This window comes from Micromonospora sp. NPDC047707 (assembly GCF_040704235.1).
Taxonomy (GTDB): Bacteria; Actinomycetota; Actinomycetes; order Mycobacteriales; family Micromonosporaceae; genus Micromonospora.
The window spans coordinates 266,456-291,953 of the sequence record NZ_JBEYSU010000005.1 but is presented as its reverse complement, the minus strand read 5'-3'; the positions used below and the strand labels follow the sequence as shown (position 1 = coordinate 291,953).

Genomic DNA, 25,498 nt, shown 5'->3' with positions numbered 1-25,498 from the left:
GAAGCCCCCGGTGCCCACCGGTGTGCGTCGCACCGGGGCGGCCTCACGCGATGACCGTCGGCTCCCGCCACTGCGGACGGCCGGCGCGGTCCAGGTCGTACCGGACGGCGGCGATCCGGCCGACCGCCTCCACCAGGTCCGCGACGGGCAGGGTGAACGGCAGCCGGAGGAAGCGCTCCAGCGTGCCGTCCAGGCCGAACCGGGGGCCGGGCGCCAGGCGTACGCCGACCTCCTCGGCGGCCCGGGCGAGGGCGCTGGAGATCGGCCCGTCGAGTTCGGCCCAGAGGGTGACACCGCCGTGCGGCACGGTCACCCGCCAGTCCGGCAGGCGCTCGGCGAGGGCGTCGAGCAGCGCGTCGCGCTGCGCGGTGAGCTGCGCCTGGCGGGCCGCCACGATCGCCGGGGCCTGGGCGAGCAGGTGGACGGCGACCAACTGGTCCAGCACCGGGCTCGCCATGTCGACCCCGACCCGGGCGGCGGCGAGGCGCTGCACCTGCGGGGCGGACGCCCGGATCCAGCCGATGCGGAGGCCACCCCAGAACGGCTTGCTCATCCCGCCCACCGTGACGACCCGGGAGTGCCGGTCGAAGCTCGCCGTCGGCGGCGGCACCACCGTGCCGTCCAGTGGCAGGTCCACGAAGGACTCGTCGATGATCAGGTCGGTGCCGACGGCGTGCGCGGTGGCGACCAGCCGCTCCCGCAGCGGCGCCGGCATCAGGTGGCCGGTCGGGTTCTGGAAGTCGGGGATCAGGTAGGCGAGCTTGGGCCGGCCCTGCCGCAGTGTGCCGAGGAGCAGGTCGGCGTCCCAGCCGGGCTCGTCGAGGGCGAGGCCGTGGGTGGTGATCCGCGCCCGCCGGGCGGCGAGGGCGGCGAGCGCGTTCGGGTAGCTGGGCGCCTCGACCAGGACGCTGCCGCCGGGGCTGTGCGCGAGCCGGAGGACCAGGTCCAGGGCGTGCTGGGTGCCGCTGGTGACCATGATCTGGTCGGGCGAGGTGGGCAGGCCCCGCTGGGCGTACGCGTGGGCGATCGCCTCCCGCAGCTCGATGATGCCGGTCGGGTGGTAGCCGGCGCCGCCCAGGTAGCACGGGAGGTCCTCGGTGGCGGCGCGGGCGGCGGGCAGCAACTCGGGCGGGGCGGCGAGCGCGGCGACCCCGAGGTCGATCATGTCGCGGTCGTCGAGGGGGGTCCACAGGCCGGTGCCGGCCATCCGGTGGTTGCCGGGGAGCATGGTCCAGCTGCCGGCGCCGCGCCGGCTGGCCAGGTGGCCGCTCTCCCGCAGTTCCCGGTAGGCGGCGGTCACCGTGGTGCGGCTGATCCGCAGGGCCTCGGCGAGCTCGCGTTCGGCGGGCAGGCGTACGCCCAGCGGCAGCCGGCCGTCGGCGAGCAGCCCACGGACGGCGGCGGCCAGCGCCGCGTAGTCGGGGCTGCGCCGGCGGCCCGGCAACGCGTGCCACTGGCCGAGCAACCGGGCCAATTGGACGCCGCGTACCTGACTGGTCATAGCCACTCCCGCGATATTGGCTCTTCTCTCTCCGCAATTGGCACCTAGGGTGGCATGCGTGGCTGCGATTGGCAATCTCCGGTACCGGCCGGCACGACGGCTGGCCCAGCTCTACGCCGGGCTCGTCCTCTACGGCGTGAGCATGGCCCTGATGATCCGCTCCGGCCTCGGCCTGGATCCGTGGGACGTCTTCCACCAGGGCATCTCGGAGCGGACCGGGCTCTCCTTCGGCACGGTGACCATCGCGATCGGCGCGCTCGTGCTGCTGCTGTGGATCCCGCTGCGGCAGCGGCCGGGCGTCGGCACGGTGAGCAACGTGGTGGTGATCGGCCTGGTGGTCGACGCCACGCTGCCGCTGCTGCCGCCGGACCTGCCGTTCACCGCCCGGATGGTCCTGCTGACCAGCGGGATCGTCGCCAACGGCGCGGCCACCGGGCTCTACATCGGCGCGCGGCTCGGCCCCGGCCCGCGGGACGGCCTGATGACCGGGTTCGTCGCCCGCCGACCCCGCTTCTCGATCCGGCTGGTCCGCACCGCCATCGAGGTGACCGTGCTGGCGCTGGGCTGGCTGCTCGGTGGCACGGTCGGCGTCGGCACGGTGGCGTACGCGCTGACGATCGGGCCGCTGACCCAGTTCTTCCTGCCCCGCGTGACGGTTCCCCTCCCGTCACCCCCGCCGGCGACCGCCACCCCGACCCCGGCCACCCCCTGAAGCTCGCGGTCACGCACTCCCGGGCCCCCGTTGCACCGGTTCGACGCGGCCAAGAACGCAAGATCACGCAGGGTGATCAGAAGGTGACGGCCGGGTGGCCGGTGGGGGTCGGGTGTTTCCTTTCCCCGGGGCGGCCGGCAGAATCTGGCCATGGTGGAGAACCGCTGGCGGTGGACCGACGCCTGGATCTTCGTCTCGTTGGTGATCGCGAGTGGTGCCGGCCGGCACCGCCGGGCCGCGTCGAGCCGTCGACCCGAAGGGGTCCGCCTCGCCGACGTGCTCTCCACCGCCGACCACCTCAACCAGTCGATCCCGGAACGGCACGACGTCGAGGTGGCCGTCCGCCGCCTGGCGGGCGCGGGGCTGGTGAGCGTCGCCGACGGTTGGTTCCGCATCACCCCCGACGGCGAGCACCTCTGGCGCACCCGCCCGAACGCCGGGCTGGCAACCACGGTCGACGCGGTCCAGAGCGCGCTCAGCCGCCGCCACACGCCCGGCGACGCGGAGTGGCACCTGGACGAGGCCGACCACGCGGCGGCCGTGCAGGAGTACGTGGTGCGGTCGATCCCGGCACCCCGCCGCTCTCCCGAGAACCACGTTCACCGGGACTGACGGGCGCCCGCGGTCCGCGTACGCGAGATGGCGCGTTGGACCGCGACGGCGCGGTCAGCGGACGGGGTGGCCCGCCCCGCGCAGCGCGTCCTTCACCTGGGCGACGCTCAGCTCGCCGAAGTGGAAGACGCTCGCGGCGAGCACCGCGTCCGCGCCGGCGCCGATCGCCGGCGGGAAGTGGGCGACCTCGCCCGCGCCGCCGCTCGCGACGACCGGAACGTCGACCACCTGCCGTACCGCCCGGATCAGGTCGAGGTCGAAGCCGGCCTTGGTGCCGTCGGCGTCCATCGAGTTGAGCAGGATCTCGCCCGCGCCCAGCTCGGCGCCCCGCCGCGCCCACTCGACGGCGTCGATGCCGGTGCCGCGCCGGCCGCCGTGGGTGGTGACCTCGAACCCGCTGGGCGTGGTGCCGGCCGGAGCGCGGCGCACGTCGAGCGAGAGCACCAGCACCTGCCGGCCGAAGCGGTCGGCGATCTCGGCGATCAGCTCCGGACGGGCGATGGCGGCGGTGTTCACGCCGACCTTGTCCGCGCCGGCGCGCAGGAGGGTGTCGACGTCCGCGACCTGCCGCACCCCACCGCCGACGGTCAGCGGGATGAAGACCGACTCGGCCGTGCGGCGGACCACGTCCAGCATCGTGCCGCGGTCGCTGGCGGAGGCGGTGACGTCGAGGAAGGTCAACTCGTCGGCGCCGGCCCGGTCGTACGCCGCGGCCAGCTCGACCGGGTCGCCGGCGTCCCGCAGGTCGAGGAAGTTGACGCCCTTGACGACCCGCCCGGCGTCCACGTCCAGACAGGGGATGACCCGTACCGCCACCGTCATGCCGCGAGCCTATCCAACGCACGTCCGCCGGTGGCCGACCTGTGAGGCCGGCCACCGGCGGGTGCGTGGTGTCAACAAGGGGCCCTTCCTCTACCGCAGGCGTTAAGAGGGGGCCCTTCCTTACACCTTCACGAGCATTTTGCCCAGGTTCTCGCCGCGGAGCAGGCCGAGGAAGGCCGCCGGGGCGTTCTCGATGCCGTCGACGACCGTCTCGTCGTACGCGAGCTTTCCGTCGCGCAGCCACCCGGCGACCTCCCGCACGAACTGGTCGCGGAGGTGGCCGTGGTCGCCGACGAGGAAGCCGCGCAGGGTGAGCCGCTTGCCGATGAGCAGCGCGAGGTTGCGGGGCGCGGCCGGCGGCTCGGTGGCGTTGTACTGCGCGATCATGCCGCAGACGGCCGCCCGGCCGTGCGGGCGCATCGCGCCGATGGCGGCCTCCAGGTGCTCGCCGCCGACGTTGTCGAAGTAGACGTCGATGCCGTCCGGCGCGGCGGCCCGCAGCTGCTCCCGCACCGGGCCGCCGTGGTAGTCGAAGGCGGCGTCGAAACCGAGGGCCTTCAGCCGGTCGACCTTCGCCGGGGACCCGGCGCTGCCGACCACCCGGCCGGCGCCCTTGAGCTTGGCGATCTGCCCCACCACGCTGCCCACCGCACCGGCCGCGCCGGAGACGAACACGGTCTCCCCCGGCTTCATCGCGGCCACGTCGAGGAGACCGGCGTACGCGGTGAGCCCGGTCATGCCGAGCACACCCAGGTACGCCGTGACCGGGGCCAGGTCCGGGTCGACGGTGCGGGCGGCCTTGGCATCGAGCAGCGCGTACTCCCGCCAGCCGAGCCCGTGCAGCACGGTGTCGCCGGGCGCGAACCCGTCGGCCTCGCTGGCCACCACCTCGCCGACCGCCCCGCCGTCCAGCGGCGCGTCCAGGGCGAACGGGGCCACGTACGACTTGACGTCGTTCATCCGCCCGCGCATGTACGGGTCGACGGACAGGTACGTGTTGCGGACCACGATCTGGCCCGGCCCCGGCGTCGGCACGTCGGTGGTGACGAGGCGGAAGGTGTCCTCGGTCGGCCACCCCTGTGGGCGGGCGGCCAGGTGGATCTCGCGGTTGGTGGTCACGGGCGTCCTTTCGTCGTACGCGGGCGGGCGTCGCGGCGTCACGCCGCCAGCGCCTCGCGGACGCGCAGGGCAACCTCGACGTTCCCGCGGGTCGCGTTCGAGTACGGGCAGACCTGGTGGGCCTGGGCGACCAGCTGCTCGGCGGCCTCCCGGGGCACGGCCGGCAGGTCGACCACGAGGGCCACGGTCAGCCCGAAGCCGCCGCTGCCGTTCGGCCCGATGCCGACCTCCGCCTCGACGAGGGAGCCGGTGACGTCGGCCTTCGCCCGACGGCCGACCAGTCGCAGCGCCGAGTGGAAGCAGGCCGCGTAGCCGGCGGCGAACAGCTGCTCCGGGTTGGTGGCGTCGCCCGACCCGCCCATCTCCTTGGGCACGGCGAGGTCCAGGGCGACGGTGCCGTCGGAGGTGCGGACGTGACCGTCGCGGCCGTCGCCGCTGGCCGTGGCGTGGGCGGTGTAGAGCACCTGCATGGTCGTCACTGCTCCTTCTGTCGGTGGATCGTCTCGGTGACCCGGGTGAGGGTGTCGCGCAGCGCGACGAGGTCGTCGGCGGTCAGCCCGGTCGCCCGGGCCACCCGCTGCGGTACGTCGGCCATGCGCTCGCGCAGGGCCCGCCCCTGCGCGGTCAGCTCGACCACCACCCGCCGCTCGTCGACCGCGGACCGCCGCCGGAGCACCAGGCCCGCCCCCTCCAGCCGCTTGAGCAGCGGGGAGAGCGTGCCGGAGTCGAGGTGCAGCCGCTCGCCGAGCGCGGAGACCGTGGGCGCCTCGTCGTGCTCCCACAGGACCAGCAGCACCAGGTACTGCGGGTAGGTCAGGCCGAAGCCGTCGAGGATGGGCCGGTACACGTCGGTGAGGGCGCGCGACGCGGCGTAGAGCGCGAAGCACACCTGCCGCCGCAGCACCAGATCATCGGTCACCACAGAACCGTAGCGCACAATTTAATTGGGCACAACCAATAGTCACGTGGCGCACAGCGGGACGTCGGGTGGGATGGTCTCGGCCCGTTTCACCACCGTGGTCTCGTCACCGAGTCCGCCCGTACGCTGGATCGGCCGGGTCCGGAAGACCTTCAGGAAGAAGTTGACGACGTCGGCGACCACCTGCGGGATCGAGTAGCTGATGCCGTACCGCAACGTCACGTTGATGCCGGCGCCCCGACAGACCGCCAGCGGAGCGCCGGCGCCGGAGCCGAGCGTCGCGCCGACGCCGGCCCGCAGTCCGGCGTACACCCCGGCGGTGAATCCCAACGCCCCGATGCCGACGGTGAACTTGACGTCGTAGCCGAACAGGATCCCGTTCACCCCGATCGACACGCCGGTGATCGAGTTGGTGAGGCTGTCGCGGACGGTGAACCCGGCGGGCATCACCGGCCCCCAGTAGGGACGGTGGTAGCCGTAGCCGAGCGCGCCGGTCAGCGCGTACTCGCCGGCGGCCTCGATCGAGCCGTCCTTGGCGGTGAACACCGTCCTGATGTCCAGCACCTGGTCGACGGTGGCGGAGAACGGGATCCCGAGGATCGTGCCGACCGGCACGCTGAACTGCACCGGCACCGCGACCGACTTGGCGAGGTTGCGGACGTTGCCGACCCGGGTCGCGGCCTTGACCGCCACCCGCAGGCCGGCCCCGCCCGTGACGCTGAACTCCGCCCGGGTCACCGTACCGCCGCTGATCGCGAGGTCGAAGCTGGCGGACGGCCGCTGCATGATCAGTGTGACCTCACCGGTCATCCGGATCTCACCGTCGTCGTAGCCGAAACGCAGGCCGACTCCCTCGGCGCAGCAGGTCGGGGTCATCCGGAACCTGCCCGCCGTCACGGCGTCCCCGGCGGTCGCGAGCTTGGCCGGCGGCTGCGGGGGCCGGGGCGGGGACGGGGCGGACGCGAGCCCGGTGCCGGCGGGACCGCCACCACCACCGCCCGCCGGCAGGTCACCGACCGCCCACGCCGGCTCCCCCGCCGCGTACAGGACCGGTCGGTCGAGCGGCACCGGCCGCTCGGTACGGAAGGTGCCGTCCCGCACCACCTCGGTCAGCTCGACCGGCGCGACGGTCACCGCCAGATCGTCACCCTCCGGGCGGACGTCCACCACCCGACCGACCGCCCGCGACGTCAGGAACATGACCTTGCCCGGGGCGAGGTCGTCCGCCCGGTCGGCCTCCCGGTCGATCCGCCAGGTGAGTCCGTCGTCGGTCACCGACCGCACGGCCGCACCGCCACCGCCGACCAGCACCACATCCGGCTGGTAGGTGACGTCGGGGTGCGGTCGCGGCGCGAGCCCGTACCGGATCGCGTCCGGGTGGTAGGGATCCAGCGCCTCCCCGCCCCGCGGTTCGCCACCCTGGCAGGCGGTCGCCAGCAGAACGGCCATCAGAGCCAGGACCGCGACCGGACGACTCGTCCTCATCGCCGCACCCGCTCAGATCCGCCCGGCCACGGTCCGGGCGACCCGCTCCAGCGGCGCCCGGTTCTCCGCCGGGTCGTTGAGCCGGACCAGCCGCACCGCCACCCAGCGCCCCGCCCGGTTGACGAAAGCGGCCTCGGCACTCACGTACGCCTCGTCCGCGACGCCGGACAGCGGGCGCAGCTCGTGCCCCAGGCTCCGCTCGACGTCGAGGAACTTCTTCGCCCCGTCGCCGACGAACACCTCCACCTGGGCGGTCGGCCCGGTGACCGGCCCGGTGTAGGTGCAGGTCTCCCGCACCGGCACCGCGTCCTCCAGCTTCGTGCCGGCGAGCTGCTCGGCCTCCTGCTTGGACACCAGCGCGCAGGCGTCCGGGCCGGCTGCCGCCGAGGTGGCCACCGGCTCCCCCTCCGCGCCGGCCGGCGGCAGTTGCGAGTCGACCGGGGGTGGTGCGGCGGGCGTCGCCGCCGGCTCGTCACCGCCGCAACCGGCGAGCGGTACGACCATCAGCCCCGTCACCACCAGCAGCGGCAGCGACCGTCCACCCCGACCTGTCTGCTTCACCTCGACGTCCCTCCTCGACGAAAGTTCCCGGACCAGGGGCGACCGCCCACGACGCACCGGCCGGCGGTCCCCGGCCCGGCGGTCACCACCCGGTGCCGTCCGCGTCCGGTACGGCGATCCACTCGGCCGGGCCCAGCCGGTCCACCCGCCAGCCGGCGGCCGCCGCCGCCTCCGCGACGGTGTCCGCGTCCGGCCCCTCGACGAGCGCGAGCACGACGTCGTCAGCGGGGATGCGCAACGCACCGCGTAGCCGGGTGACGCCGGTGCTCAACCGGCTGAGCGACTCGTCGGCGCGGTCCTCGGGGACCCGGTCGTAGCGTTCGAGGACGAAGAGGCGGGTGGCCATGCGCCGACGCTAGGTCGCCGCGCCACCCGGGTAATCGGGTGTTTCCCTATGCTTCGACGTCGGCGCCCCGGGCCATGGCCGCGCCCAGCTCGGCGCGGCTGCCGACACCGAGCTTGCGGTAGACCCGGGCCAGGTTGGCCTCGACCGTCTTCGGGCTGATGAACAGCGTGTCGGCGATGACCCGGTTGGTCCGGCCGGCGGCGGCGAGCCGGGCCACCTGCAGCTCGGTCGCGGTGAGCTGGCGGGGCGCGGGAGGGCGGCCACCTGTCCGGCCCGCCTCCAGCCGGGCCCGGGCCGCCAGGGCGACCGCGCCGAGGGCGTCGAACTCGACGGCCGCCGCGGCCAACGCTTCCCGCGCCTCGCGCCGGCTGCGGAGCCGCCGGTACGCGACGCCCGCCACCAGCAGGCACCGGGCCCGGTCGAAGGGCAGCACGTCGGCCGGCACGGCGGCCCGGGCGGCGGCCAGCTCAGCGAGGGCGTCGGACGGGTCCCGGCCGAGGGCCCCGGCCAGCAGCACGCGACTGCGCGCCAGCCCGAGCGTGGTCCACGGCCGGGGCAGCCGCCGGTGCCGGGCGGCCAGCCGGTCCAGCACGGCCCCTGCGGTGGTCAGGTCACCGGCGCCGACGCAGGCCTCCAGCCAGTCCGGCTCGAAGCGTTGGGCGAGCGGCTCGACGAGACCCATCTGGTCGATGGTGGCGGCGAGGTCGCCGTAGTGCCGGGCGGCCGCCGGTAGCCGGCCGTCGATCAGCGCGGCGAAGCCGGCCAGTTGCTCGTGGATCCGCCGGCACCACTCGTCGTCCGTCTCGGCGGCCCGGCGCAGCCCGGCGTCGGCGATCCGCGTGGCCTCGGCCAGCTGGCCGCGGTGCACGAGCAGCAGCCCGTCCAGCCACTTCACGCCGACCTGGTCGCTGCCGTTCTGCTCGCCCAACTCGCGGGCGGCGGCGATGTGCGCGGCGGCGGCCGGCCACCGGCCGGCGAGCAGCTCGACCTCCCCGAGGTGGGTCCGGAGTTCGTGCTGGGACGGTTCGTCACCCCGCATGGTGGCCCGGTCCAACAGGGTGTGCAGCCGCTCCCGCGCCCGGTCGTGCTCGTCGATCGCCCGCCACCAGACCGCCGGCACGATCCCCGCCAGCCACGAGGGTGCCGGCCCCTCCAGTTCCAGCGCCCGGTCCAGCAGCTCGGTGCGCGCCGGCAGCCCGCCACGGACCTCGTTGAGGAACAGCAGCAGCAACGCGGCGGCCTGCATGTCCCGATCGTTCCGACTGCCCGCGAGCAGCTCGATGGCCGCCTCGCCGTGGTGCCGGGCCGGATCCGGGGCGTCCCGGAACAGGCTGAGGTGGGCGTGGATCCGTCCGGCCAGCGTCGAGCCGCCCGGCGCGGCCGCGAGTGCCGCCTCGGCCGCCCGCTCGGCCGCCCCCGGCGGCTCGTCGGAGCTCCACGCCACGACCGCACGCAGCAGCAGGGCCTCCGCCCGCGCGGCACCGGTCAACTCCCGCGCCGCCTGGTCGGCCGCCGCCTTGGTGGCCGGGAAGTCACCGCCGTCGAACCGGCACTGCACCGCGGCCAGCCGCCAACGGGCGTGCTCCCCGACCGGCGGCGGAACGAGGCGGGCGGCACAGTCGTACAGTCCCGCCGCCGTCTCCGGCGCCCCGCGGGCCCGCTGCCGGTCGGCGGCCGCCGCGATCTCCGCCGCCGCCGCCGGGTCCGGCCCGGTCACGCAACGGGCGAGGTGCCGGGCCCGCTCGTCGGGGTTCTCCGTGGTGTCGGCGAGCAGCCGGTGCAGCCGCCGGCGCACCCCCGGCGGGATCTCGGCGCGGACCGCCGCCGCGTACACCGGGTGGGCGAACCCGACCACGTCACCGCCGACCGTGACCAGGCCGGCCTCCTCCGCGGCGTCGAAGGCGCTCGGCGGCACGCCGGCCCGGGCCAGCCCGGCCAGGGTGGGGACGCCGGACAGGGCGGCCAGGCGGATCGCGTCCCGGGTCTGCGGGGGAAGGGTGGCGAGCCGGTCGACGACCAGGCCCCGCAGCGACGGCGCAGCCGGCAGGTCGGCCCCGGGTGCCGGCGGGTGCGGCATCCGGAGCACCGCCCGGGCCAGCTCGATCGCGAGCAGCGGGTTGCCGCCGGCCTCACCGGCGATCCGGACGAGCAGCGGTCGGGGCAGCGCGGCGCCGAGCTCGGCACGCAGAACGTGGTGCAGGGACCCGACGCCCAGCGGGTCGAGCGTGAGGCGTTCCGGTCGGGCGGCCCGGTCGAGGCCCAACGGTGCGGGCTCGGCGCCGGACTGCCCGACGCGGGCGGTCACCAGGACGGCGACCCGCGGCACCAGCCGGCGCAGGGCGAACCGCAGCGCCCGTTCGCTCGGCGGATCGAGCCACGGAGCGTCGTCGACCGCCACGAGCAGCCGCGGCTCGGCCGGATCGGCCAGGGCGGCGCCGAGCAGTGCCTGCGTGGCGGCCCCGACCGACCGCTCGTCCACCGGCTGGGTGGCCTCGTCGGTGAGCAGCACGTTGGCGAGCGCGGCACGCTGCGGTGCGGGCAGCCGCGGCACCCGGTCGGCCAGCGTGGCCAGCAGGTCGGCCAGCGCCGCGAACGGCAACCCCGCCTCGATCTCCGTCGGCGCGCAGTCCAGGACGCGCCAGCCGTCGCGACGCGCCGCGTCCAGGATCGCCCGGTGGACGACGGTCTTGCCGATCCCCGCCGGGCCCTCCAGGAGGACCGGCCGCCCCTCGGCCAGGGCACGCCGCGCACGGTCGATCACCTCGTCCCGGCCGACGACCGCCCCGCTCACCGAGCCAGTCTGGCAGCGCGAACAGTGGTCGGTCGAGCACGAACGGCGGGTCGCCCGGCACCCGTACGGTCCGATGGGGCGGGGCTCAGGCGGCGGCCAGTGTCTCCAGCGCCTCGGCCACGGTGAAGGCGCCGGCGTAGAGCGCCTTGCCGGCGATCACGCCCTCGACACCGACCGGCTCCAGCGCGGCCAGCGCCCGAAGGTCGTCCAGGGTGGACACGCCGCCGGAGGCGATCACCGGGGCGTCGGTGCGGGCGCAGACCTCCCGCAGCAGGTCCAGGTTCGGCCCGCGCATCGTGCCGTCCTTGGTGATGTCGGTGACCACGTACCGCGACGCCCCGGCCTTGTCGAGCCGCTCCAGCACCTCCCACAGGTCACCGCCGTCGCGCGTCCAGCCCCGGGCCGACAGGGTACGGCCCCGCACGTCGAGCCCGATCGCGACCCGGTCGCCGAACTCGCCGCAGACCCGGTCGCACCACTCCGGATCCTCCAGGGCGGCGGTGCCGATGTTCACCCGGGCGGCGCCGGTGCCGAGGGCGGCCCGCAGCGACTCGTCGTCCCGGATGCCGCCGGACAGCTCCACCTTGACGTCGAGCTGCCGCACCACCTCGGCCAGCAGGTGCGCGTTGGATCCCCGGCCGAACGCCGCGTCCAGGTCGACCAGGTGGATCCACTCGGCGCCGTCGCGCTGCCAGGCGAGCGCGGCGTCGAGAGGATCGCCGTACGTCGTCTCGCTGCCGGCGGCGCCCTGCACGAGGCGGACGGCCTGGCCGTCGGCGACGTCGACGGCGGGCAACAGGGTGAGGCTCACGGAATCTCTCCTCGGATCAGGTACGACGGTCCAGGGCGATCACCACGATCGCCGGCAGTACGAGCAGCAGCAGCGCGACCAGGGCGAGTCGCAGCGCCAGATCGTCCACGAGGGACCAGATCAGCAGGATCGCCGCCCCGGTCAGCACCACGATCGCGGCGCGCTCCCCGCGACTGTGCCGCGGCAGCCGGCCGGTCCGCCCCCGGCGCACCGTGGGCGTCAGCCGGCGGACCAGTGCCCGCCGGCGGGCCCGGCGGGCCAGCCGCCGCTCCCGGACCACCCGCTCCCGCGCCGCCTCCGCCTCCCGCACGGCCCGGCGCCGGGCCCGTTCCTTGCTCATCGGACCTCCCCGGCGCCGCTTCCCGGCAGTCGCTCAGTCACCGGCGGGCAGCGTCGCGAGCCAGTTGCGCAGCAGCGCGGCACCCGTGTCGGCGGACTTCTCCGGGTGGAACTGGGCGGCGGAGAGCGGGCCGCGCTCCACGGCCGCCACGAACTCGGCCTCGTGGCGGGCGGTGGTGACGGCGGCGCCGGCAGCGGCGAGCCCGGCCACGTCGCCGACGGCGTACGAGTGGACGAAGTAGAACCGGCTGTCGTCGGGCAGGCCGGCGAAGAGCACCGAACCGGCCGGCGGGCGCACCGTGTTCCACCCCATGTGCGGCAGCCGCCGGGCCGGCAGCTTCGTCACCCCGCCGGGCAGCAGCCCGAGGCCCTTCGTCACGACGCCGTGCTCGTCGCCGTGCTCGAAGAGCACCTGCATGCCGACGCAGATGCCGAGCACCGGCCGGCCGGCGGCGACCCGCCCGGCGATGACCGGGCCGGCGCCGAGCGCCTCGATGCCCGCCATGCAGGCGGCGAACGCGCCCACGCCCGGCACCACCAGGCCGTCCGCGTCGGCGGCGGCGGCCAGGTCGTCGGTGACCGTCACGTCCGCACCGGCCGCGGCCAGCGCGCGCTCCGCCGACCGCAGGTTGCCCGAACCGTAGTCGAGTACCACCACGCGGCTCATGCCGCTGCCCCCTTCCGGTCGGCGCCGCCGCGGGACCCCGGTGCGCTGTACCGCTCGCTCACGACCCCTCCCCCGGGAGCAGCCACAACCCGCCGGCCACGGCGGCCAGCACGGCCAGCACCGCGGTGACCGCCACCGCCCCGCGCGGGGCCCCCTGCCGGTGCAACGAGAGCACCCCACCGGCGAGCACCCCGGCCAGGACCAGCAGCAGGATCGGAAGCAGGCTCGCCATCAGAGCCCTCCGCCATCCGCGACCACGGTACGCCGCGCTGCGTTCCTCGCGTTCATCAGAGGGCGCCCTTCGTGCTCGGCACCACGCCCGCCGAGCGCGGGTCGATCGCGGTCGCCTCGCGCAGCGCCCGGGACACCGCCTTGAACTGGGCCTCCACCACGTGGTGGGCGTCCGGGTGACCGCCGGGCCGGGCGGCCCGCAGCACGTCCACGTGCAGCGTGATCCGGGCCGACTGCCCGAAGGACTCCCAGATGTGCCGGGTCATGCTGGTCGGGTAGACCGGGCCGATGTACGGCGCGAGCGCCGGCTCGTCGTGCACGACGTACGGCCGGCCGGACAGGTCCACGGCGGCCCGGACCAGCACCTCGTCCATGGGGACGGTGGCCGAGCCGTACCGCCGGATGCCCGCCTTGTCGCCCAGCGCCTGGTCGAACGCCGCGCCCAGCGCGAGCGCGGTGTCCTCCATCGTGTGGTGCGCGTCGATCTCCAGGTCGCCGACGGTCTGCACGGTCAGGTCGAAGCCGCCGTGCCGGGCGATCTGGTTCAGCATGTGGTCGTAGAAGCCGACCCCGGTGCTGATCTCGGCCTGGCCCGTCCCGTCGAGGTCGATCTCGACGAGGACCTTGGTCTCCTTGGTGACCCGCTCGATCCGGGCGGTCCGACTCATGACAGCTTCTCCATCGCAGACAAAAAGGCGTCGGTCTCGGCGGGCGTGCCGGCGGTGACCCGCAGCCAGCCCGGCAGGCCGACGTCGCGGACCAGCACCCCGGCGTCCAGCAGCGTCCGCCAGGCGGCGGCCTGGTCACCACGGGTCTCGAAGAGCACGAAGTTGGCGTCGCTGTCGGCCACCCGGTGGCCGCGGGCACGCAGGGCGGCCACGATCCGGTCCCGCTGCTCCATGATCGCCGCGACGGTGCCGAGCAGGGCGTCGCGGTGCGCCAGGGCCGCGCGGGCGGCGGCCTGGGTGAGCGCCGACAGGTGGTACGGCAGCCGGACCAGCTGCACCGCCGCCACCACCGCCGGGTCGGCGGCGAGGTAGCCGAGCCGCCCGCCGGCGAACCCGAACGCCTTGCTCATCGTGCGCGTCACCACCAGCCGGGGGTGCCCGGGCAGCACCGCGAGGGCGCTGACCGTGCCCGGCCGGGCGAACTCCGCGTACGCCTCGTCCACGACCACCATGCCCGGCGCCGCGTCGAGCACGGCCGCGACCACGGCCGGATCGAGGGCCGTGCCGGTGGGGTTGTTCGGCGAGCAGAGGAACACCACGTCCGGCTGGTGCTCCCGGACCTGCGCCACCGCGTCGTCGGCGCTCAGGCCGAAGTCGGCGCCGCGCCGGCCGGGCACCCACCGGGTGCCGGTGCCGAGCGCCAGCAGCGGGTGCATCGAGTACGCCGGCGTGAAGCCGAGCGCGCTGCGCCCCGGCCCGCCGAACGCCTGGAGCAGCTGCTGCTGGATCTCGTTGGAGCCGTTGGCCGCCCACACGTGGTCGACGGTGAGCCCGTGCCCCAGGTACGCGGCCAGGTCGGCGCGCAGCGCCACCGCGTCCCGGTCCGGGTAGCGGTTGAGGTCGCGCAGCTCGACGGCGAGCGCCTTGGCGATGGCGTCCACCACCGCCTCGGGCACCGGGTACGAGTTCTCGTTGGTGTTCAGCCGGACCGGCACGTCGAGCTGCGGCGCCCCGTACGGGGACCGGCCGCGCAGGTCGTCCCGGATCGGCAGGTCGTCCAGGGCACTCATCCCGCCGCCTCGCTCCGCTCGGCGCCGCCCTGAGGGCGGCGAGGGCTGAGCCCGATGTTTCGCCCGCTCCGCTCGCTCACGGGGTCTCCCCCGGAAAGCGGGCGCTGACCGCCTGGCCGTGCGCCGGCAGGTCCTCGACGGTGGCCAGGGTGACCACGTGCGGCGCCACCTCGCGCAGCGCGTCCCGCGTGTACTCCACCAGGTGGATGCCGCGCAGGAAGGACTGCACCGACAGGCCGGACGAGTGCCGGGCGCAGCCGCCGGTGGGCAGCACGTGGTTGGAGCCGGCGCAGTAGTCGCCGAGCGACACCGGCGACCAGGCGCCGACGAAGATCGCGCCGGCGTTGCGGACCCGCAGCGCCCAGTCGCGGGCGTTCTCGGTCTGGATCTCCAGGTGCTCGGCCGCGTACGCGTCGACCACCCGCAGCCCCGCCTCGAGGTCGTCGACGAGCACGATGCCGCTCTGCTCGCCGGACAGCGCCGTGGTGACCCGCTCGGCGTGCTTGGTCGCCGGGACCTGGCGGGCCAGCTCCCGCTCGACCGCGTCGGCCAGCGCGGTCGACGGGGTGACCAGCACGCTGGCCGCGAGGGGGTCGTGTTCCGCCTGGCTGACCAGGTCCGCGGCGACGTGCGCCGGGTCGGCGGTGTCGTCGGCGAGGATGGCGATCTCGGTCGGGCCGGCCTCGGCGTCGATGCCGACCACGCCGCGCAGCAGCCGCTTGGCGGCGGTCACCCAGATGTTGCCCGGGCCGGTGATCATGTCGACCGGCGCGCAGAGGACCGTGCCGGCGGGGTCGACCGCGGCGCCGTACGCGAGCATCGCCACGGCCTGCGCGCCGCCGACGGCGTAGACCTCGTCCACCCCGAGCAGGGCGCAGGCGGCGAGCACGCGCGGGTCGGGAAGGCCACCGTTGTCCTTCTGCGGCGGGCTGACCACGACCAGCGAGCGCACCCCGGCCGCCTGGGCGGGCACCACGTTCATCACCACGGTCGACGGGTACATCGCCAGGCCGCCGGGGACGTACAGGCCCACCCGGTCGACCGGCACCCAGCGCTCGGTGACCGTGCCGCCGGGCACCACCTGGGTGGTGTGGTCGGTGCGGCGCTGGTCGGCGTGCACCCGCCGGGCCCGCGTGATCGACTCCAGCAGCGCGGCGCGCACCTGCGGGTCGAGCGTCCCCTCGGCCTCGGCGATCACCTCGGCGGGCACGCGCAGCACGTCCGGGCAGACCCCGTCGAACCGCTCGCTCGCCTCCCGGATCGCCGGGTAGCCATGCTCCCGCACCGCCTCCACGAGGGGGCGGATCCGCTCGACGGCCACGGACACGTCGAGCTGGGCACGAGGCAACAGGCGGCGCGGGTCACGGACACCGCCGCGCAGGTCGATCCGGTTCAGCACCCTTGCGAGTCTAGGCGGACACGTCCGGCACCGACCGGCACCGCCCGCACGACGGGACGGTGAGCCGGGACACGCCGCCGGGACCGGATCCGGATACGCTCGACGCGTGACTGCGCGGCTGCCGGTGTTTCCGCTCGGAACCGTCCTCTTCCCCGGCCTGGTGCTGCCGTTGCACATCTTCGAGGAGCGTTACCGCGCGCTCGTCCGGCACCTGGTCGATCTTCCCGACGGCGCGCCGCGGGAGTTCGGTGTGGTGGCGATCCGGGCCGGCTGGGAGGTCGCCCCGAAGGGTCCGGACGGCCGTCCGCTGCCCGACGGCGGCGAGCTCACGCTGCACGACGTGGGCTGCACCGCCGAGCTGCGGCAGGTGACCGAGCTGCCGGACGGCGGCTTCGACATCGTCACCGTGGGCCGACGGCGGTTCCGCGTCGGCGAGGTCGACCGCACCGGCGCGCCCTACCTGACCGCCGAGGTCGAGTGGCTGCCCGAGCCGGCGACCCCGGACGAGGCCGCCGGCCTGCTCGCCGCCCGCGTGCTCGCGGTGTTCCGGCAGTACCTGGGGCTGGTCCGGGCCGACCCGGAGGAGATCTCCGAGCAGCTCCCGGAGGATCCGACGGTCCTGTCGCACCTGGTCGCCGCGACCGCGGCGCTGACCGTCGCCGACCGGCAGCGGCTGCTCGCGATCGACGACACCGCCGCCCGGCTCCGCGCCGAGCTGCGGCTGCTCAACCGCGAGGCGGCTCTGCTGCGCCAGGTGCGGGCGGTGCCGGTGCCGCTGGGGGACCTGGCATCGCCGCCGACCCCCAACTGACGCCGGGCACCGGCCCGGGGTGCAGCGACGGCCACCGGGACCAGCCGGCCAGCAGGGTGTACGCGACGGCGGCGCCGAACGCGGGCAGCAGCACGTTGCCGTACGGCACCGGGAGCACGCCCAGCACCCACTCGATCCCGCCGGCCCGCAGGTCGGCCGGCTTGCCGAACGCCTCGCCCTCCGGGGCGGTCGTCAGCAGCCGCTCGAAGGTGGCCAGCCCCACCCGGCGGCCGACCTGCCAGGCGACCAGCGCCGCGCCGAGCGAGCCGAGCACCGCGGCGAGCAGCCCGACCGGGCCCCGGCCCCGGCGCAGCACGAACCAGAGCGCGACCGCCGCCAGCACGCCGAAGCCGAGACCGAGCAGGCTGAACCAGCCGTCGGCGGCGATCGGCTGCTCGGGCTGCGGCTCGCCGTAGATGGCGCCCTCCGCGGTCCGCACCACCGGGGTGTCGGGCGCCACCGCGGCCCAGAGCAACCCGAGCGGCGCGCCGAGCACCACCAGGCCGAGGGCCGCCGCCACGACCCGCGCGATTCGCGGCCGGGGTGACACCTCCGCCACCGGGGGCGGACCGTCGTACCAGGTCGCCGGGTACACCGGGCCGGCCGGCCCGCCGACGGGCGCCACCGGCGGGCCCTCCGCCGCAGCGGGCCCCTCGGCCGTGACCGGCGTCGTCGGGTCGCCGCCGGACGGGCGCTCCCGCGGCACGGCCGGTGCGGGCGGCTCGACTGGTGGCACGGCCGGCGTCGTCCGGTCGGCGTGCGGCGCGGCCGGTGCCGGCGGGTTGGCGGGCGGCTCGCTCGGAACGGGCGAGTCCGCCGGCGTCGACGGGCGGTCCCGCGGTGCGGCCGGAGCCGGCGGCTCGGCATGCGGCGCCGCGGCCGCCGGCCGTGGCTCGGGGCGGTCGGGGTCGGGGGTGTCCGCGCTCACCCCGTGATCCTCTCAGGCGCGGCGCCGCGACGGGTCGCCGGTGGACGAGACGCCCGGCCGGTCAGCGGGCGAACGGCTCCAGCATCACGGCGGCGGCGTTCAGCCACGCCTCCCGGGTCGCCGGCTGGAGCTGGTGGTACTCGATCGACGAGCCGCTCTCCAGCGCCGGGTCGTACGGCACCACGGTCACCGCCCGGGTACGGGTGGCGAAGTGGCGCTCCAGGTCGGCCTGGAGATCGGTGCGACCCGGGGTGGGGCAGGAGATCAGCGTCACCGCGTTGTCGGCCAGCTCGCCCATGCCGACCTCGTGCAGCAGGTCGAGCATCCAGTCCGCGCTGAACGCCGCGTCCTCCCGGGGCACCGTGGTGACCACCAGCTGGTCGGCGGCCTGCATGACGGTGCGCCAGTTGGCGCTCTCCACGTTGTTGCCGGTGTCCACGCAGATCACGTCGTGGGTACGCCGGAGCAGCTCCAGCACCCGGCGCACGGTGAACTGGTCGAGCCGCTGGGCGAAGCGGGGGCTCTCCTCGCCGGCCAGCACGTCGTACGAGCCGTCCGAGGCGTGCCGCAGGTAGTCGTCGAGCTGGTCGAGCAGCTCCGGCCCGTCCTTGATCTCGATGTGGGCGAGGTCGCTGATCAGGTGCCGGATGGTGCGCGCGTGCCGGGCGCTGCCGGCGCGCAGCCCGAGGGTGCCGCGCAGCTCGTTGTCGTCCCAGGCCAGCACGCCACGGCCGCGGATACTGCCCACGGTCGCCGCGGCCAGCACGGTCGCCGTGGTCTTGTGCACGCCGCCCTTCGGGTTGGCGAACGCGAGCACCCGGGGGGTGCCCAGCTCGCGCCGGAGCACCGAGGCGGCCCGCTCCCGCTCGCTCTCCACCGCCTGCGGCCGCCATTCCACCCGGGCGTAACCCCGGTCGGCGGCCGGCGGCGCGTACGCCGGCTCGGGCTGGCGGGTTGTCCCCGGCGGCGCGTACGCCGGCTCGGGCTGGTGGCCGGTCCCCGGCGGCGCGTACCGCGGATCGACCGGTGCGTGCCGGTAGCCGTTGTCGAGCAGGGCGTACCGCGACTGGGCCGGCGGGGGCGGCTCGGGCTCGGGGTAGCGCGGCTCCGGGCGCGGAGCCGGCGGCGTCCGGTACGCCGGGTCGGCCCGGTAGGTCGGGTCCACCCGGTAGGTCGCCTCGGCACGGTAGCCGGCGTCGTCCCGCGGGCCGCCGGCGTACGGTGGCGGTTCCGCGCCGTAGGGCGGGGGCTCGGCGCCGTACGACAGCTCCGCGGGGTGCCCGACGGCCGGGACCCGGGCGGCGTAGCCGTTGCCGGCGGCGCGCCGGGGCAGCGGCTCGGGCGCCGGGGAATCCGCCCGCCGGTCCGGCTCGCCCTGCTCAACGGCGCGGCCAGCCAGCCGCGCCCGGTCGAGCAGCGCCCGCCACCGCGGTGCCGGTTCGGCCGACCGTCCCCAGCCGGTCTCGCTGCCCTCCACGGCTCGCCCTCCCGACGCCATCCTGCTCCGCCTGACAGGCTACGAACCAAACCCTATTCGGGCCACACCGGTACGCGCACCGGCGGGCCCGCCCACTGTCAGGAAGTGGGCTCCGGCGAGCGGCTCTCGGAAGAGTCTGTCGAGGTCACCGGCGACTGCGAGGTCGCCGGTGACGGCGGCGTGGTCGACGGAACCGGTGACGAATTAATCACCGGCGGTGCCGGCGACGGGGTCGCGCCCGCGTCGGGCGTCGGCGCGGCGGCCGAACTGGGGACCGGATCGGCGGTCGCCGGCGCCGCGGGCGGGGCCACGGCACCGTCCCTCGGCGGACTCGCCACCTCCTCCTGCTCCGGCAACGGAGGCGTGAAGACGGTGCGGTCGAGCCGGCGCACCTCCGGAGCCGGGTCCACCACCCGCACCCCCGGCCGGGACGCCACGCGGCGCAGGGCGACCGGCTCCGCCCGGACCACCGCGGCGTAGAGGCAGGAGCACCCGGTGCGGTAGGCCGTCGCCTCCGCCGCGGCCACCTCGGCGCCGCTGACGTACCACTGGCGGAGCTCGCGTTCCTCGGGGCCACCACCGGTCACCGCGGCGGCCCGCGCCAGGTAGTCGGCGGCCTCCCGGTCCTTGCGGGCGGCGACCTCGCCCATGGCGGCGACCGCGTCGTCGGGCAGCCGCTGCGCGGCGATGCGGACGATCTCGGTCTGCCGGTCGGGCAGCGGCACCCGTCCGAAGACGGCGGCGACCGGCACGTCGCCGAGAACGCTGGCCGCCCGCTGCGGTGTCAGGTACGCGGAGAGGGAGACCAGCGCGTACGTGCCGTCGCCGGACGACGGGACGGCCGCCGGCATCGCCGCCAGGTCGGCCGCGGCCGCCTGGACGTAGCCCGGGATGGAGTCCCCGGCGGCCACCCCGACCCGGGTGACCTCGCCCACCGTGCGGTCGCCGACCGGAGCGTCGTCGGTGGCCCAGACGGCGGTGAGCAGCACGGCGGCGCAGGAGAGCAGCGCCACCGTGGGCAGCACCCGGGGCCGGGCCGGGCCCTGGCCCAGCCGGCCGGCGGCGGCCAGGAGGCGGGGCAGCAGCTGCTGGTCCAGCTGGCGCAGCAGGTCACCGGCGCGCACGGGCGGGGATCCCCCTCGTCGGGTCGTCACGGGCGGGTCTCCTGGATCTCGTCGACCCGGAACGGGTCCGGCCGGCGAGATCCGTGAGACACGTGCTGGGGCGGTCGCGCCGCCGTCAGTCCCGCAGGAGTGCCAGCGCGCGGTTCAGATCGTCAGGGTAGTCGCTGACGAAGCGCACCTCGTCCCCCGTTCGGGGGTGGCGGAACCCCAACTCGCGGGCGTGCAGCCACTGCCGGTCGAGGCCGAGCCGGGCGGCGAGCGTCGGGTCGGCACCGTACGTGAGGTCGCCGACGCAGGGGTGGCGCAGCGTCGAGAAGTGGACCCGGATCTGGTGGGTGCGGCCGGTCTCCAGCCGGACGTCGACGAGGCTCGCCGCCGGGAACGCCTCGAGCGTGTCGTAGTGGGTGATGCTCGGCTTGCCACCGGAGACGACCGCCCAGCGGTAGTCGTGGTGGGGGTGCCGGTCGATCGGGGCGTCGACGGTGCCGCGCAGCGGGTCCAGGTGGCCCTGCACCACCGCGTGGTAGCGCTTGTCCACCTCGCGGTACTTGAACGCCCGCTTCAACACCGTGTACGCCTGCTCGCTCTTGGCGACCACCATGATGCCGGTGGTGCCGACGTCCAGCCGGTGCACGACGCCCTGCCGCTCGGCGGCGCCACTGGTGGAGATCCGGTGGCCGATCGCGGCCAGCCCGCCGACCACGGTCGGGCCGGTCCAGCCGGGGCTGGGGTGGGCGGCCACGCCGACCGGCTTGTCCACCACGACGATGTCGTCGTCGGCGTACACCACGGTCAGGCCGGCCACGGCCTGCGGCACCACGGCGGGCGGGGCGGCCGGTGGCGGCAGCGTCACCTCCAGCCAGGACCCGGCCCGTACCTTGTGCGAGTTGGCCCGGACCGCGCCGTCCACCAGCGCGGCACCGGCGTCGACCAGGGCCGCGGCGGTCGTCCGGGAGAGCCCGAAGAGTCGGGCGACGGCCTGGTCGAGCCGCAGGCCGTCCAGGCCGTCGGGCACCGGCAGCGAACGCTGGTCACCGCCGGCCGCGAAGGCCGACGTCATGCCCGCCCCCCCGGCTCGCCGTCGCCGGTGGCCGCGTCGGCGGCCTCGACGGGGCGGCCGTCGCGCCCGAGCCGGCTGCCGTCGCGCTGGCGGCCGGTCAGCTCGAGCAGCACCGCGAGGATGACGCCGCAGACCAGGGAGCTGTCGGCCAGGTTGAACACCGGCCAGACCCGCCCGTACGGGTCGAGGAGACTGACCATGTCGACCACGTGGCCGACGAACCAGCCGGGGGCCCGGAAGATCCGGTCCATCAGGTTGCCCAGCGCACCGCCCAGCACCAGGCCGAGCGAGATCGCCCAGGGCAGCGAACGCAGCCGCAGCGCCATCCAGAGGATCCACCCGACCACGCCGATGGTGATCAGCGGGAAGATCCACGTGTGGTCGGCGCCGATGCTCCACGCCGCGCCGCTGTTGCGGGTGAGGCTGAGGTAGACGAGGCCGCCGAACAGCTCGACCGGCGCGCGGTCCTCGAGGGCCTGGAGGGCGAGGTGCTTGGTGAGCAGGTCCAGGGCGAGGGAGGTCAGCCCGACGCCGAGCAGGACCGCGAGGGCCCGTCGCCGCGGCGTACGCCCGCCCCGGGTCGGCGGGTCGGCAGGCCCGTTGTCGCCGGCGGGCCCGGTCTGGCCGGCCGGCTCGGCCTGACCGTCGGAGCCGGGTTGCCCGGCGGTCCGGGCGCGGCCGGGGCCGGGGCCGGGGGTCGGTGCTGCGGTCATCTGCTCCCCATCGACGCTCGCGGCGGCGCCGGGGCGCCGCCTCCTCTCCGCCGCCGGGGAGCGTCGCCTCAGCGCCGCTCCTCCAGCTGCTTGCAGGTCACGCAGAGAGTGGCCGACGGGAAGGCGGCGAGCCGCTCCACCGGGATCGGGTTGCCGCACCGCTCGCACCAGCCGTAACCGCCCTCGTCGAGCCGCTCCAGCGCCCGCTCGACCTGCGTGATCCGTTCCAGGATGCTGTTGGCGAGGGAGATCTCCTGCTCCCGCTCGAACGTCTTGGTGCCGGTGTCGGCCTGGTCGTCCCCGGCCGAGTCGGTCAGCCGATCGCGCTGCAGCTCGGTGATCTCGCTCAGCGTCTGATCGTACTCGGCGCGAAGCTCGTCGCGCCGCGCCGCCAGGGCCGCCCGGATCTTCTCGGTCTCCGCCGCGCTGCGGGTGGCCTTGGCCACCGGCTTGCGGCCGGCGGTCCTGGTGTCGGCTGGCTTCGCCATCGTCGCTCCCTCGGCCGCGGAGCCGCGGGGACCGCGGCACCTGGACAGGGGTCGCCGCGTTCGGCGCCCCCAGGTACGAAACGGGCGCGCCACCACAGGGCAGCGCACTCCGGAGGTTGGCAAGGATACGGAACGTACAGGCGTCCGACAACGTGCCGCACCGACGCCCCGTCGTTCAGCCCCTACTCATGCCATATCGGGGCAAAAGGAACGCTAGCAGATCAACCATCCCGGTCCTCGCCGTACTCGCCAAACCACCGGGCCAGGCGGCCCTGCCGGCTGACCGCCCGCAACCGGCGCTCCGCCTGGTCGCGCACCCCATGGGTCGCCACGATCAGCAGGCTGTCGCCGGTCTTCAACCGGAAGTCCGGGCCGGGTACGAAACCCACCCCGTCGCGCAGCACGAGCGTCACCGAGGCACCCAGCGGCAGCCGCAACTCGTCCACGTGCACCCCGGCCAGGCGGGAGCCGGGCGGCACCTCCAGCTGGAGCAGGTCGGCCCGCATCCGCTCCAGCGGCGCCGTCTCCACCCGGATCTCCGCCGCCTCCGCGGGCGCGGTCACCCGCAGCCAGCGGGCGGCCGGGGCCAGCGTGCCGGCCTGCACCAGCGTGAAGATCACCACCAGGACGAAGACCGCGTCGAAGAGCCGGTCCGCACCCGGCACCCGCTCCGACAGCGGGATGGTGGCCAGCACGATCGGCACCGCCCCGCGCAGCCCCGCCCAGGACAGGAAGGCCTGTTCCCGAAGGCCGACCCGGAACGACAGGGCGGACGCGGCCACCGAGACCGGCCGCGCGAGCAGCACCAGTGCGAGCCCGGCGACCAGCGCGGGCAGCACCGCCGAACCCAGCCGGCTCGGCGACACCAGGAGACCGAGCAGCACGAAGAGCCCGATCTGGGCCAGCCAGGCCAGCCCGTCGGCGAAGCCGAGGATGGCCTGGCGGTGCGGCAGCCGGGCGTTGCCGAGCAGCACGCCCGCGACGTAGACGGCGAGGAAGCCGGAGGCGTGCAGCACCGAGCCGGCCGCGTACGCCAGCACGGTCAGCCCGACCGCCGCGATCGGGTAGAGCCCCGCCGAGGGCAACGCCGCCCGGCGCAGCGCCCACCGCCCGCCCACGCCGGCCGCGAAGCCCACCAGGGCGCCCAGGCCCAACTCGTACGTGACCAGGCCGACCTCGTACCACCAGGGGTGCTCGACCGTGGGCCGGGACAGCAGCACCACCAGCAGCACGACCGGGGCGTCGTTCATGCCCGACTCGGCCTCCAGGGTGGCCACCAGCCGGGGCGGCAGCCGCAGCCGGCGCAGGGTCGCGAACACCGCCGCCGCGTCGGTCGAGGAGAGCACCGCGCCGTAGAGCAGCGCCAGCCGCCAGTCCAGCCCGAGCAACAGGTGCACGACGAGCCCGACCACCAGGATGCTAACCACCACGCCGACCGTGGCGAGCGCGGCGGACAGCCCCAGCACCGGCCGCAGGGTGCTCCACCGGGTGCTCAACCCACCCTCGGCGATGATCAGGATGAGCGCGCAGAACCCCAGCGTGCGGGTGAGGTCGACGTCGTCGAAGCGGATGCCGAGCCCCGCCTCGCCGATCGCCACCCCCAGCGCAAGGTAGACGAGCAGGCTCGGTACGCCGAGCCGGGTGGACAGGCGGACCGCGCCCACCGCCACGAGAAGCACCGCCGCGCCGAGCAGGAGCGCGACCTCCAGACCGGGACTCACGGGTGGTCCGCGCGGGCGGGGCCCGGGCGGGCACCGCCCGGCCGCCCCGAACGCGGGCGACGACCGGCAGCGGCGGTGGTGCCGATCGGCACGGCTGTCACACCGGAACCGGCACCGGTCGCCGCCCGTCCGGATGGCGCATGCCGTCTCGTCGCGGCTCGCGCCGGGACGGCGACACCGGCCCTCATCCGTCGCGGAGGCGGTGCAGCGCCCCGGGCAGGTCCGGGGTGGCCCCCTCGACGAGGAAGAGCTTGTCGCGGCTGGCGGCGCCGGTGCGCAGCGACACCGCGGCGGGCCGGACGCCGAGCGCGTCGGCGAGGGCCTTGCGGGCCGCCTCGGTGGCCCGCCCGTCCACCGCAGGCGCGGTCACCGCGACGACCAGGGCGGGACCGTGCGGGCCGTCGAACCGGCCGCCGACCCGGGTACGGGAGGAGCCCGGCTTCACCCGGACGGCGATGGTGAGCGGACCGCCGCTGCCCGGCGCGTCAGGCACCCGCGCCGCCACTGGCGATCCGCCCGTCCTCGGCGAGCAGGGCGGTGACCGGCGCGCAGTGGGCGCACGGCGTGAAGCCGAGGTCGACGGCCTCGGCCACCGGCACCGGTTCGTGCTCCCGGCCGACCAGGTGCGGGCACCCCGCGAGGTGGTACCGGGGGCGGCCGTCGACCACCCGCACCTCGTGGTCGAGGCGGGCCAACCGCGCCGCGTCGCCCACCGGGACGTCCTGCGCGGCGGGCTCGTCGTCGAGCGGCTCGACCCCTGCCGACGGGTCGGCCGTCGGCGGCTCGGGTGGTTGCCGCCACCCGGAGCCGTCGTCGTCCGCCGGAGGAACGTGCTGGACCGGGACACCCGGGTCCACGGCCGGCCCGTACGCGCCGGCGGGGGCCGGGCCGCCGCGGGGCCGGATCCGCTCGGCCGTCACCCGGGCGGCGGCCACCTGGCGGGCACCCGCGACCAGCGCGACGGCGGCCAGCAGGCTGGCCGCGATGGAGATGACCAGCAGGAGGCTCGAGCCGCCGGCCAGACCGATCACCAGCAGCACGACCGCGAGGACGATGAGCAGGAGACTGGCGACTATCACGGCTCACCCCCGCCGCGTCGTACCGATGTGGCGAAGCCGGCGAC

At 75.7% G+C, this 25,498-nt stretch carries 28 protein-coding genes; 3 read left to right on the top strand and 25 right to left on the bottom strand.

Features of this window, described 5'->3' with window-relative positions; genetic code table 11:
- Positions 1 to 43: 43 nt before the first annotated feature.
- Complete coding sequence (locus tag AB0873_RS08400; protein WP_155331142.1) at positions 44 to 1,501, bottom strand: PLP-dependent aminotransferase family protein; 1,458 nt, start codon at positions 1,499 to 1,501, stop codon at positions 44 to 46.
- A 58-nt stretch (positions 1,502 to 1,559) separates the two neighbouring features.
- Here AB0873_RS08400 and AB0873_RS08395 point away from each other — a divergent pair, with 58 nt between their 5' ends.
- Together AB0873_RS08395 and AB0873_RS08390 are read left to right on the top strand one after the other, a co-directional pair.
- Positions 1,560 to 2,213: a hypothetical protein gene (locus tag AB0873_RS08395; protein ID WP_366598999.1), complete on the top strand. Its 654-nt coding sequence runs from the start codon at positions 1,560 to 1,562 to the stop codon at positions 2,211 to 2,213.
- Positions 2,214 to 2,363: 150 nt separating this feature from the next.
- Positions 2,364 to 2,825, top strand: coding sequence for a hypothetical protein (locus tag AB0873_RS08390; protein ID WP_366598998.1), 462 nt, complete (start codon positions 2,364 to 2,366; stop codon positions 2,823 to 2,825).
- A 54-nt stretch (positions 2,826 to 2,879) separates the two neighbouring features.
- Here AB0873_RS08390 and hisF read toward each other — a convergent pair whose 3' ends face one another.
- From hisF to hisD, 15 genes are all read right to left on the bottom strand, one after another.
- Positions 2,880 to 3,647, bottom strand: coding sequence for an imidazole glycerol phosphate synthase subunit HisF (gene hisF, locus AB0873_RS08385; protein WP_366598997.1), 768 nt, complete (start codon positions 3,645 to 3,647; stop codon positions 2,880 to 2,882).
- A gap of 120 nt (positions 3,648 to 3,767) precedes the next feature.
- A complete protein-coding gene (locus AB0873_RS08380; protein WP_366598996.1) occupies positions 3,768 to 4,766 on the bottom strand; it encodes an NADP-dependent oxidoreductase in 999 nt (332 codons plus the stop codon).
- 38 nt (positions 4,767 to 4,804) lie between these two features.
- Positions 4,805 to 5,236: an organic hydroperoxide resistance protein gene (locus AB0873_RS08375; RefSeq protein WP_366599019.1), complete on the bottom strand. Its 432-nt coding sequence runs from the start codon at positions 5,234 to 5,236 to the stop codon at positions 4,805 to 4,807.
- Between the two features lie 5 nt (positions 5,237 to 5,241).
- A complete protein-coding gene (locus AB0873_RS08370) occupies positions 5,242 to 5,685 on the bottom strand; it encodes a MarR family transcriptional regulator (RefSeq protein WP_366598995.1) in 444 nt (147 codons plus the stop codon).
- A gap of 42 nt (positions 5,686 to 5,727) precedes the next feature.
- Positions 5,728 to 7,170, bottom strand: a complete 1,443-nt coding sequence (locus tag AB0873_RS08365; protein WP_366598994.1) for a hypothetical protein — start codon at positions 7,168 to 7,170, stop codon at positions 5,728 to 5,730.
- A gap of 12 nt (positions 7,171 to 7,182) precedes the next feature.
- Complete coding sequence (locus AB0873_RS08360) at positions 7,183 to 7,731, bottom strand: hypothetical protein (RefSeq protein ID WP_366598993.1); 549 nt, start codon at positions 7,729 to 7,731, stop codon at positions 7,183 to 7,185.
- An 82-nt stretch (positions 7,732 to 7,813) separates the two neighbouring features.
- Entirely contained in the window at positions 7,814 to 8,077 is a 264-nt protein-coding gene (locus AB0873_RS08355; protein WP_366598992.1) for a hypothetical protein, read from the bottom strand.
- 46 nt (positions 8,078 to 8,123) lie between these two features.
- A complete protein-coding gene (locus tag AB0873_RS08350) occupies positions 8,124 to 10,868 on the bottom strand; it encodes a LuxR family transcriptional regulator (protein ID WP_366598991.1) in 2,745 nt (914 codons plus the stop codon).
- Positions 10,869 to 10,953: 85 nt separating this feature from the next.
- A complete protein-coding gene (priA, locus tag AB0873_RS08345; RefSeq protein WP_366598990.1) occupies positions 10,954 to 11,679 on the bottom strand; it encodes a bifunctional 1-(5-phosphoribosyl)-5-((5-phosphoribosylamino)methylideneamino)imidazole-4-carboxamide isomerase/phosphoribosylanthranilate isomerase PriA in 726 nt (241 codons plus the stop codon).
- A gap of 16 nt (positions 11,680 to 11,695) precedes the next feature.
- A complete protein-coding gene (locus tag AB0873_RS08340; protein ID WP_155331131.1) occupies positions 11,696 to 12,019 on the bottom strand; it encodes a hypothetical protein in 324 nt (107 codons plus the stop codon).
- Positions 12,020 to 12,052: 33 nt separating this feature from the next.
- Positions 12,053 to 12,685, bottom strand: coding sequence for an imidazole glycerol phosphate synthase subunit HisH (gene hisH / locus AB0873_RS08335; RefSeq protein WP_366598989.1), 633 nt, complete (start codon positions 12,683 to 12,685; stop codon positions 12,053 to 12,055).
- A gap of 58 nt (positions 12,686 to 12,743) precedes the next feature.
- A complete protein-coding gene (locus AB0873_RS08330) occupies positions 12,744 to 12,917 on the bottom strand; it encodes a hypothetical protein (RefSeq protein ID WP_366598988.1) in 174 nt (57 codons plus the stop codon).
- 55 nt (positions 12,918 to 12,972) lie between these two features.
- Positions 12,973 to 13,584 carry an imidazoleglycerol-phosphate dehydratase HisB gene (hisB, locus tag AB0873_RS08325; RefSeq protein WP_155331129.1) on the bottom strand — a complete coding sequence of 204 codons (612 nt, stop codon included), beginning with the start codon at positions 13,582 to 13,584 and terminating at the stop codon, positions 12,973 to 12,975.
- Positions 13,581 to 14,654, bottom strand: coding sequence for a histidinol-phosphate transaminase (locus tag AB0873_RS08320; protein WP_366598987.1), 1,074 nt, complete (start codon positions 14,652 to 14,654; stop codon positions 13,581 to 13,583). The genes hisB and AB0873_RS08320 overlap by 4 nt, the downstream gene beginning before the upstream one ends.
- A 76-nt stretch (positions 14,655 to 14,730) precedes the next feature.
- Positions 14,731 to 16,053 carry a histidinol dehydrogenase gene (gene hisD / locus AB0873_RS08315; RefSeq protein WP_366598986.1) on the bottom strand — a complete coding sequence of 441 codons (1,323 nt, stop codon included), beginning with the start codon at positions 16,051 to 16,053 and terminating at the stop codon, positions 14,731 to 14,733.
- A gap of 106 nt (positions 16,054 to 16,159) precedes the next feature.
- Here hisD and AB0873_RS08310 point away from each other — a divergent pair, with 106 nt between their 5' ends.
- Positions 16,160 to 16,864 (top strand): LON peptidase substrate-binding domain-containing protein, encoded by a 705-nt coding sequence (locus AB0873_RS08310; protein WP_366598985.1) that lies wholly within the window; start codon positions 16,160 to 16,162, stop codon positions 16,862 to 16,864.
- Here AB0873_RS08310 and AB0873_RS08305 read toward each other — a convergent pair.
- The 9 genes from AB0873_RS08305 to AB0873_RS08265 form a co-directional block, all read right to left on the bottom strand.
- Positions 16,779 to 17,600, bottom strand: coding sequence for a DUF2567 domain-containing protein (locus AB0873_RS08305; RefSeq protein WP_366599018.1), 822 nt, complete (start codon positions 17,598 to 17,600; stop codon positions 16,779 to 16,781). The two genes, AB0873_RS08310 and AB0873_RS08305, sit on opposite strands and share 86 nt — an antisense overlap.
- Positions 17,601 to 17,853: 253 nt before the next feature.
- Positions 17,854 to 19,290 carry an AAA family ATPase gene (locus tag AB0873_RS08300; protein ID WP_366598984.1) on the bottom strand — a complete coding sequence of 479 codons (1,437 nt, stop codon included), beginning with the start codon at positions 19,288 to 19,290 and terminating at the stop codon, positions 17,854 to 17,856.
- A 77-nt stretch (positions 19,291 to 19,367) separates the two neighbouring features.
- Complete coding sequence (locus AB0873_RS08295; RefSeq protein WP_366598983.1) at positions 19,368 to 20,393, bottom strand: hypothetical protein; 1,026 nt, start codon at positions 20,391 to 20,393, stop codon at positions 19,368 to 19,370.
- A gap of 115 nt (positions 20,394 to 20,508) precedes the next feature.
- Complete coding sequence (locus tag AB0873_RS08290; protein WP_366598982.1) at positions 20,509 to 21,453, bottom strand: RluA family pseudouridine synthase; 945 nt, start codon at positions 21,451 to 21,453, stop codon at positions 20,509 to 20,511.
- The gene (lspA, locus tag AB0873_RS08285; RefSeq protein WP_366598981.1) at positions 21,450 to 22,166 is read right to left on the bottom strand and encodes a signal peptidase II; all 717 of its coding nucleotides are present in this window, start codon (positions 22,164 to 22,166) and stop codon (positions 21,450 to 21,452) included. The genes AB0873_RS08290 and lspA overlap by 4 nt, the downstream gene beginning before the upstream one ends.
- Positions 22,167 to 22,234: 68 nt before the next feature.
- Complete coding sequence (locus tag AB0873_RS08280) at positions 22,235 to 22,654, bottom strand: TraR/DksA C4-type zinc finger protein (RefSeq protein ID WP_007463005.1); 420 nt, start codon at positions 22,652 to 22,654, stop codon at positions 22,235 to 22,237.
- Between the two features lie 221 nt (positions 22,655 to 22,875).
- Positions 22,876 to 24,375, bottom strand: coding sequence for a potassium/proton antiporter (locus tag AB0873_RS08275; RefSeq protein WP_155331121.1), 1,500 nt, complete (start codon positions 24,373 to 24,375; stop codon positions 22,876 to 22,878).
- A 184-nt stretch (positions 24,376 to 24,559) separates the two neighbouring features.
- Positions 24,560 to 24,868 carry a DUF167 domain-containing protein gene (locus AB0873_RS08270; protein ID WP_366598980.1) on the bottom strand — a complete coding sequence of 103 codons (309 nt, stop codon included), beginning with the start codon at positions 24,866 to 24,868 and terminating at the stop codon, positions 24,560 to 24,562.
- The gene (locus AB0873_RS08265) at positions 24,861 to 25,454 is read right to left on the bottom strand and encodes a hypothetical protein (protein ID WP_366598979.1); all 594 of its coding nucleotides are present in this window, start codon (positions 25,452 to 25,454) and stop codon (positions 24,861 to 24,863) included. Before AB0873_RS08265 ends, AB0873_RS08270 begins: the two co-directional genes overlap by 8 nt.
- Positions 25,455 to 25,498 lie beyond the last annotated feature (44 nt).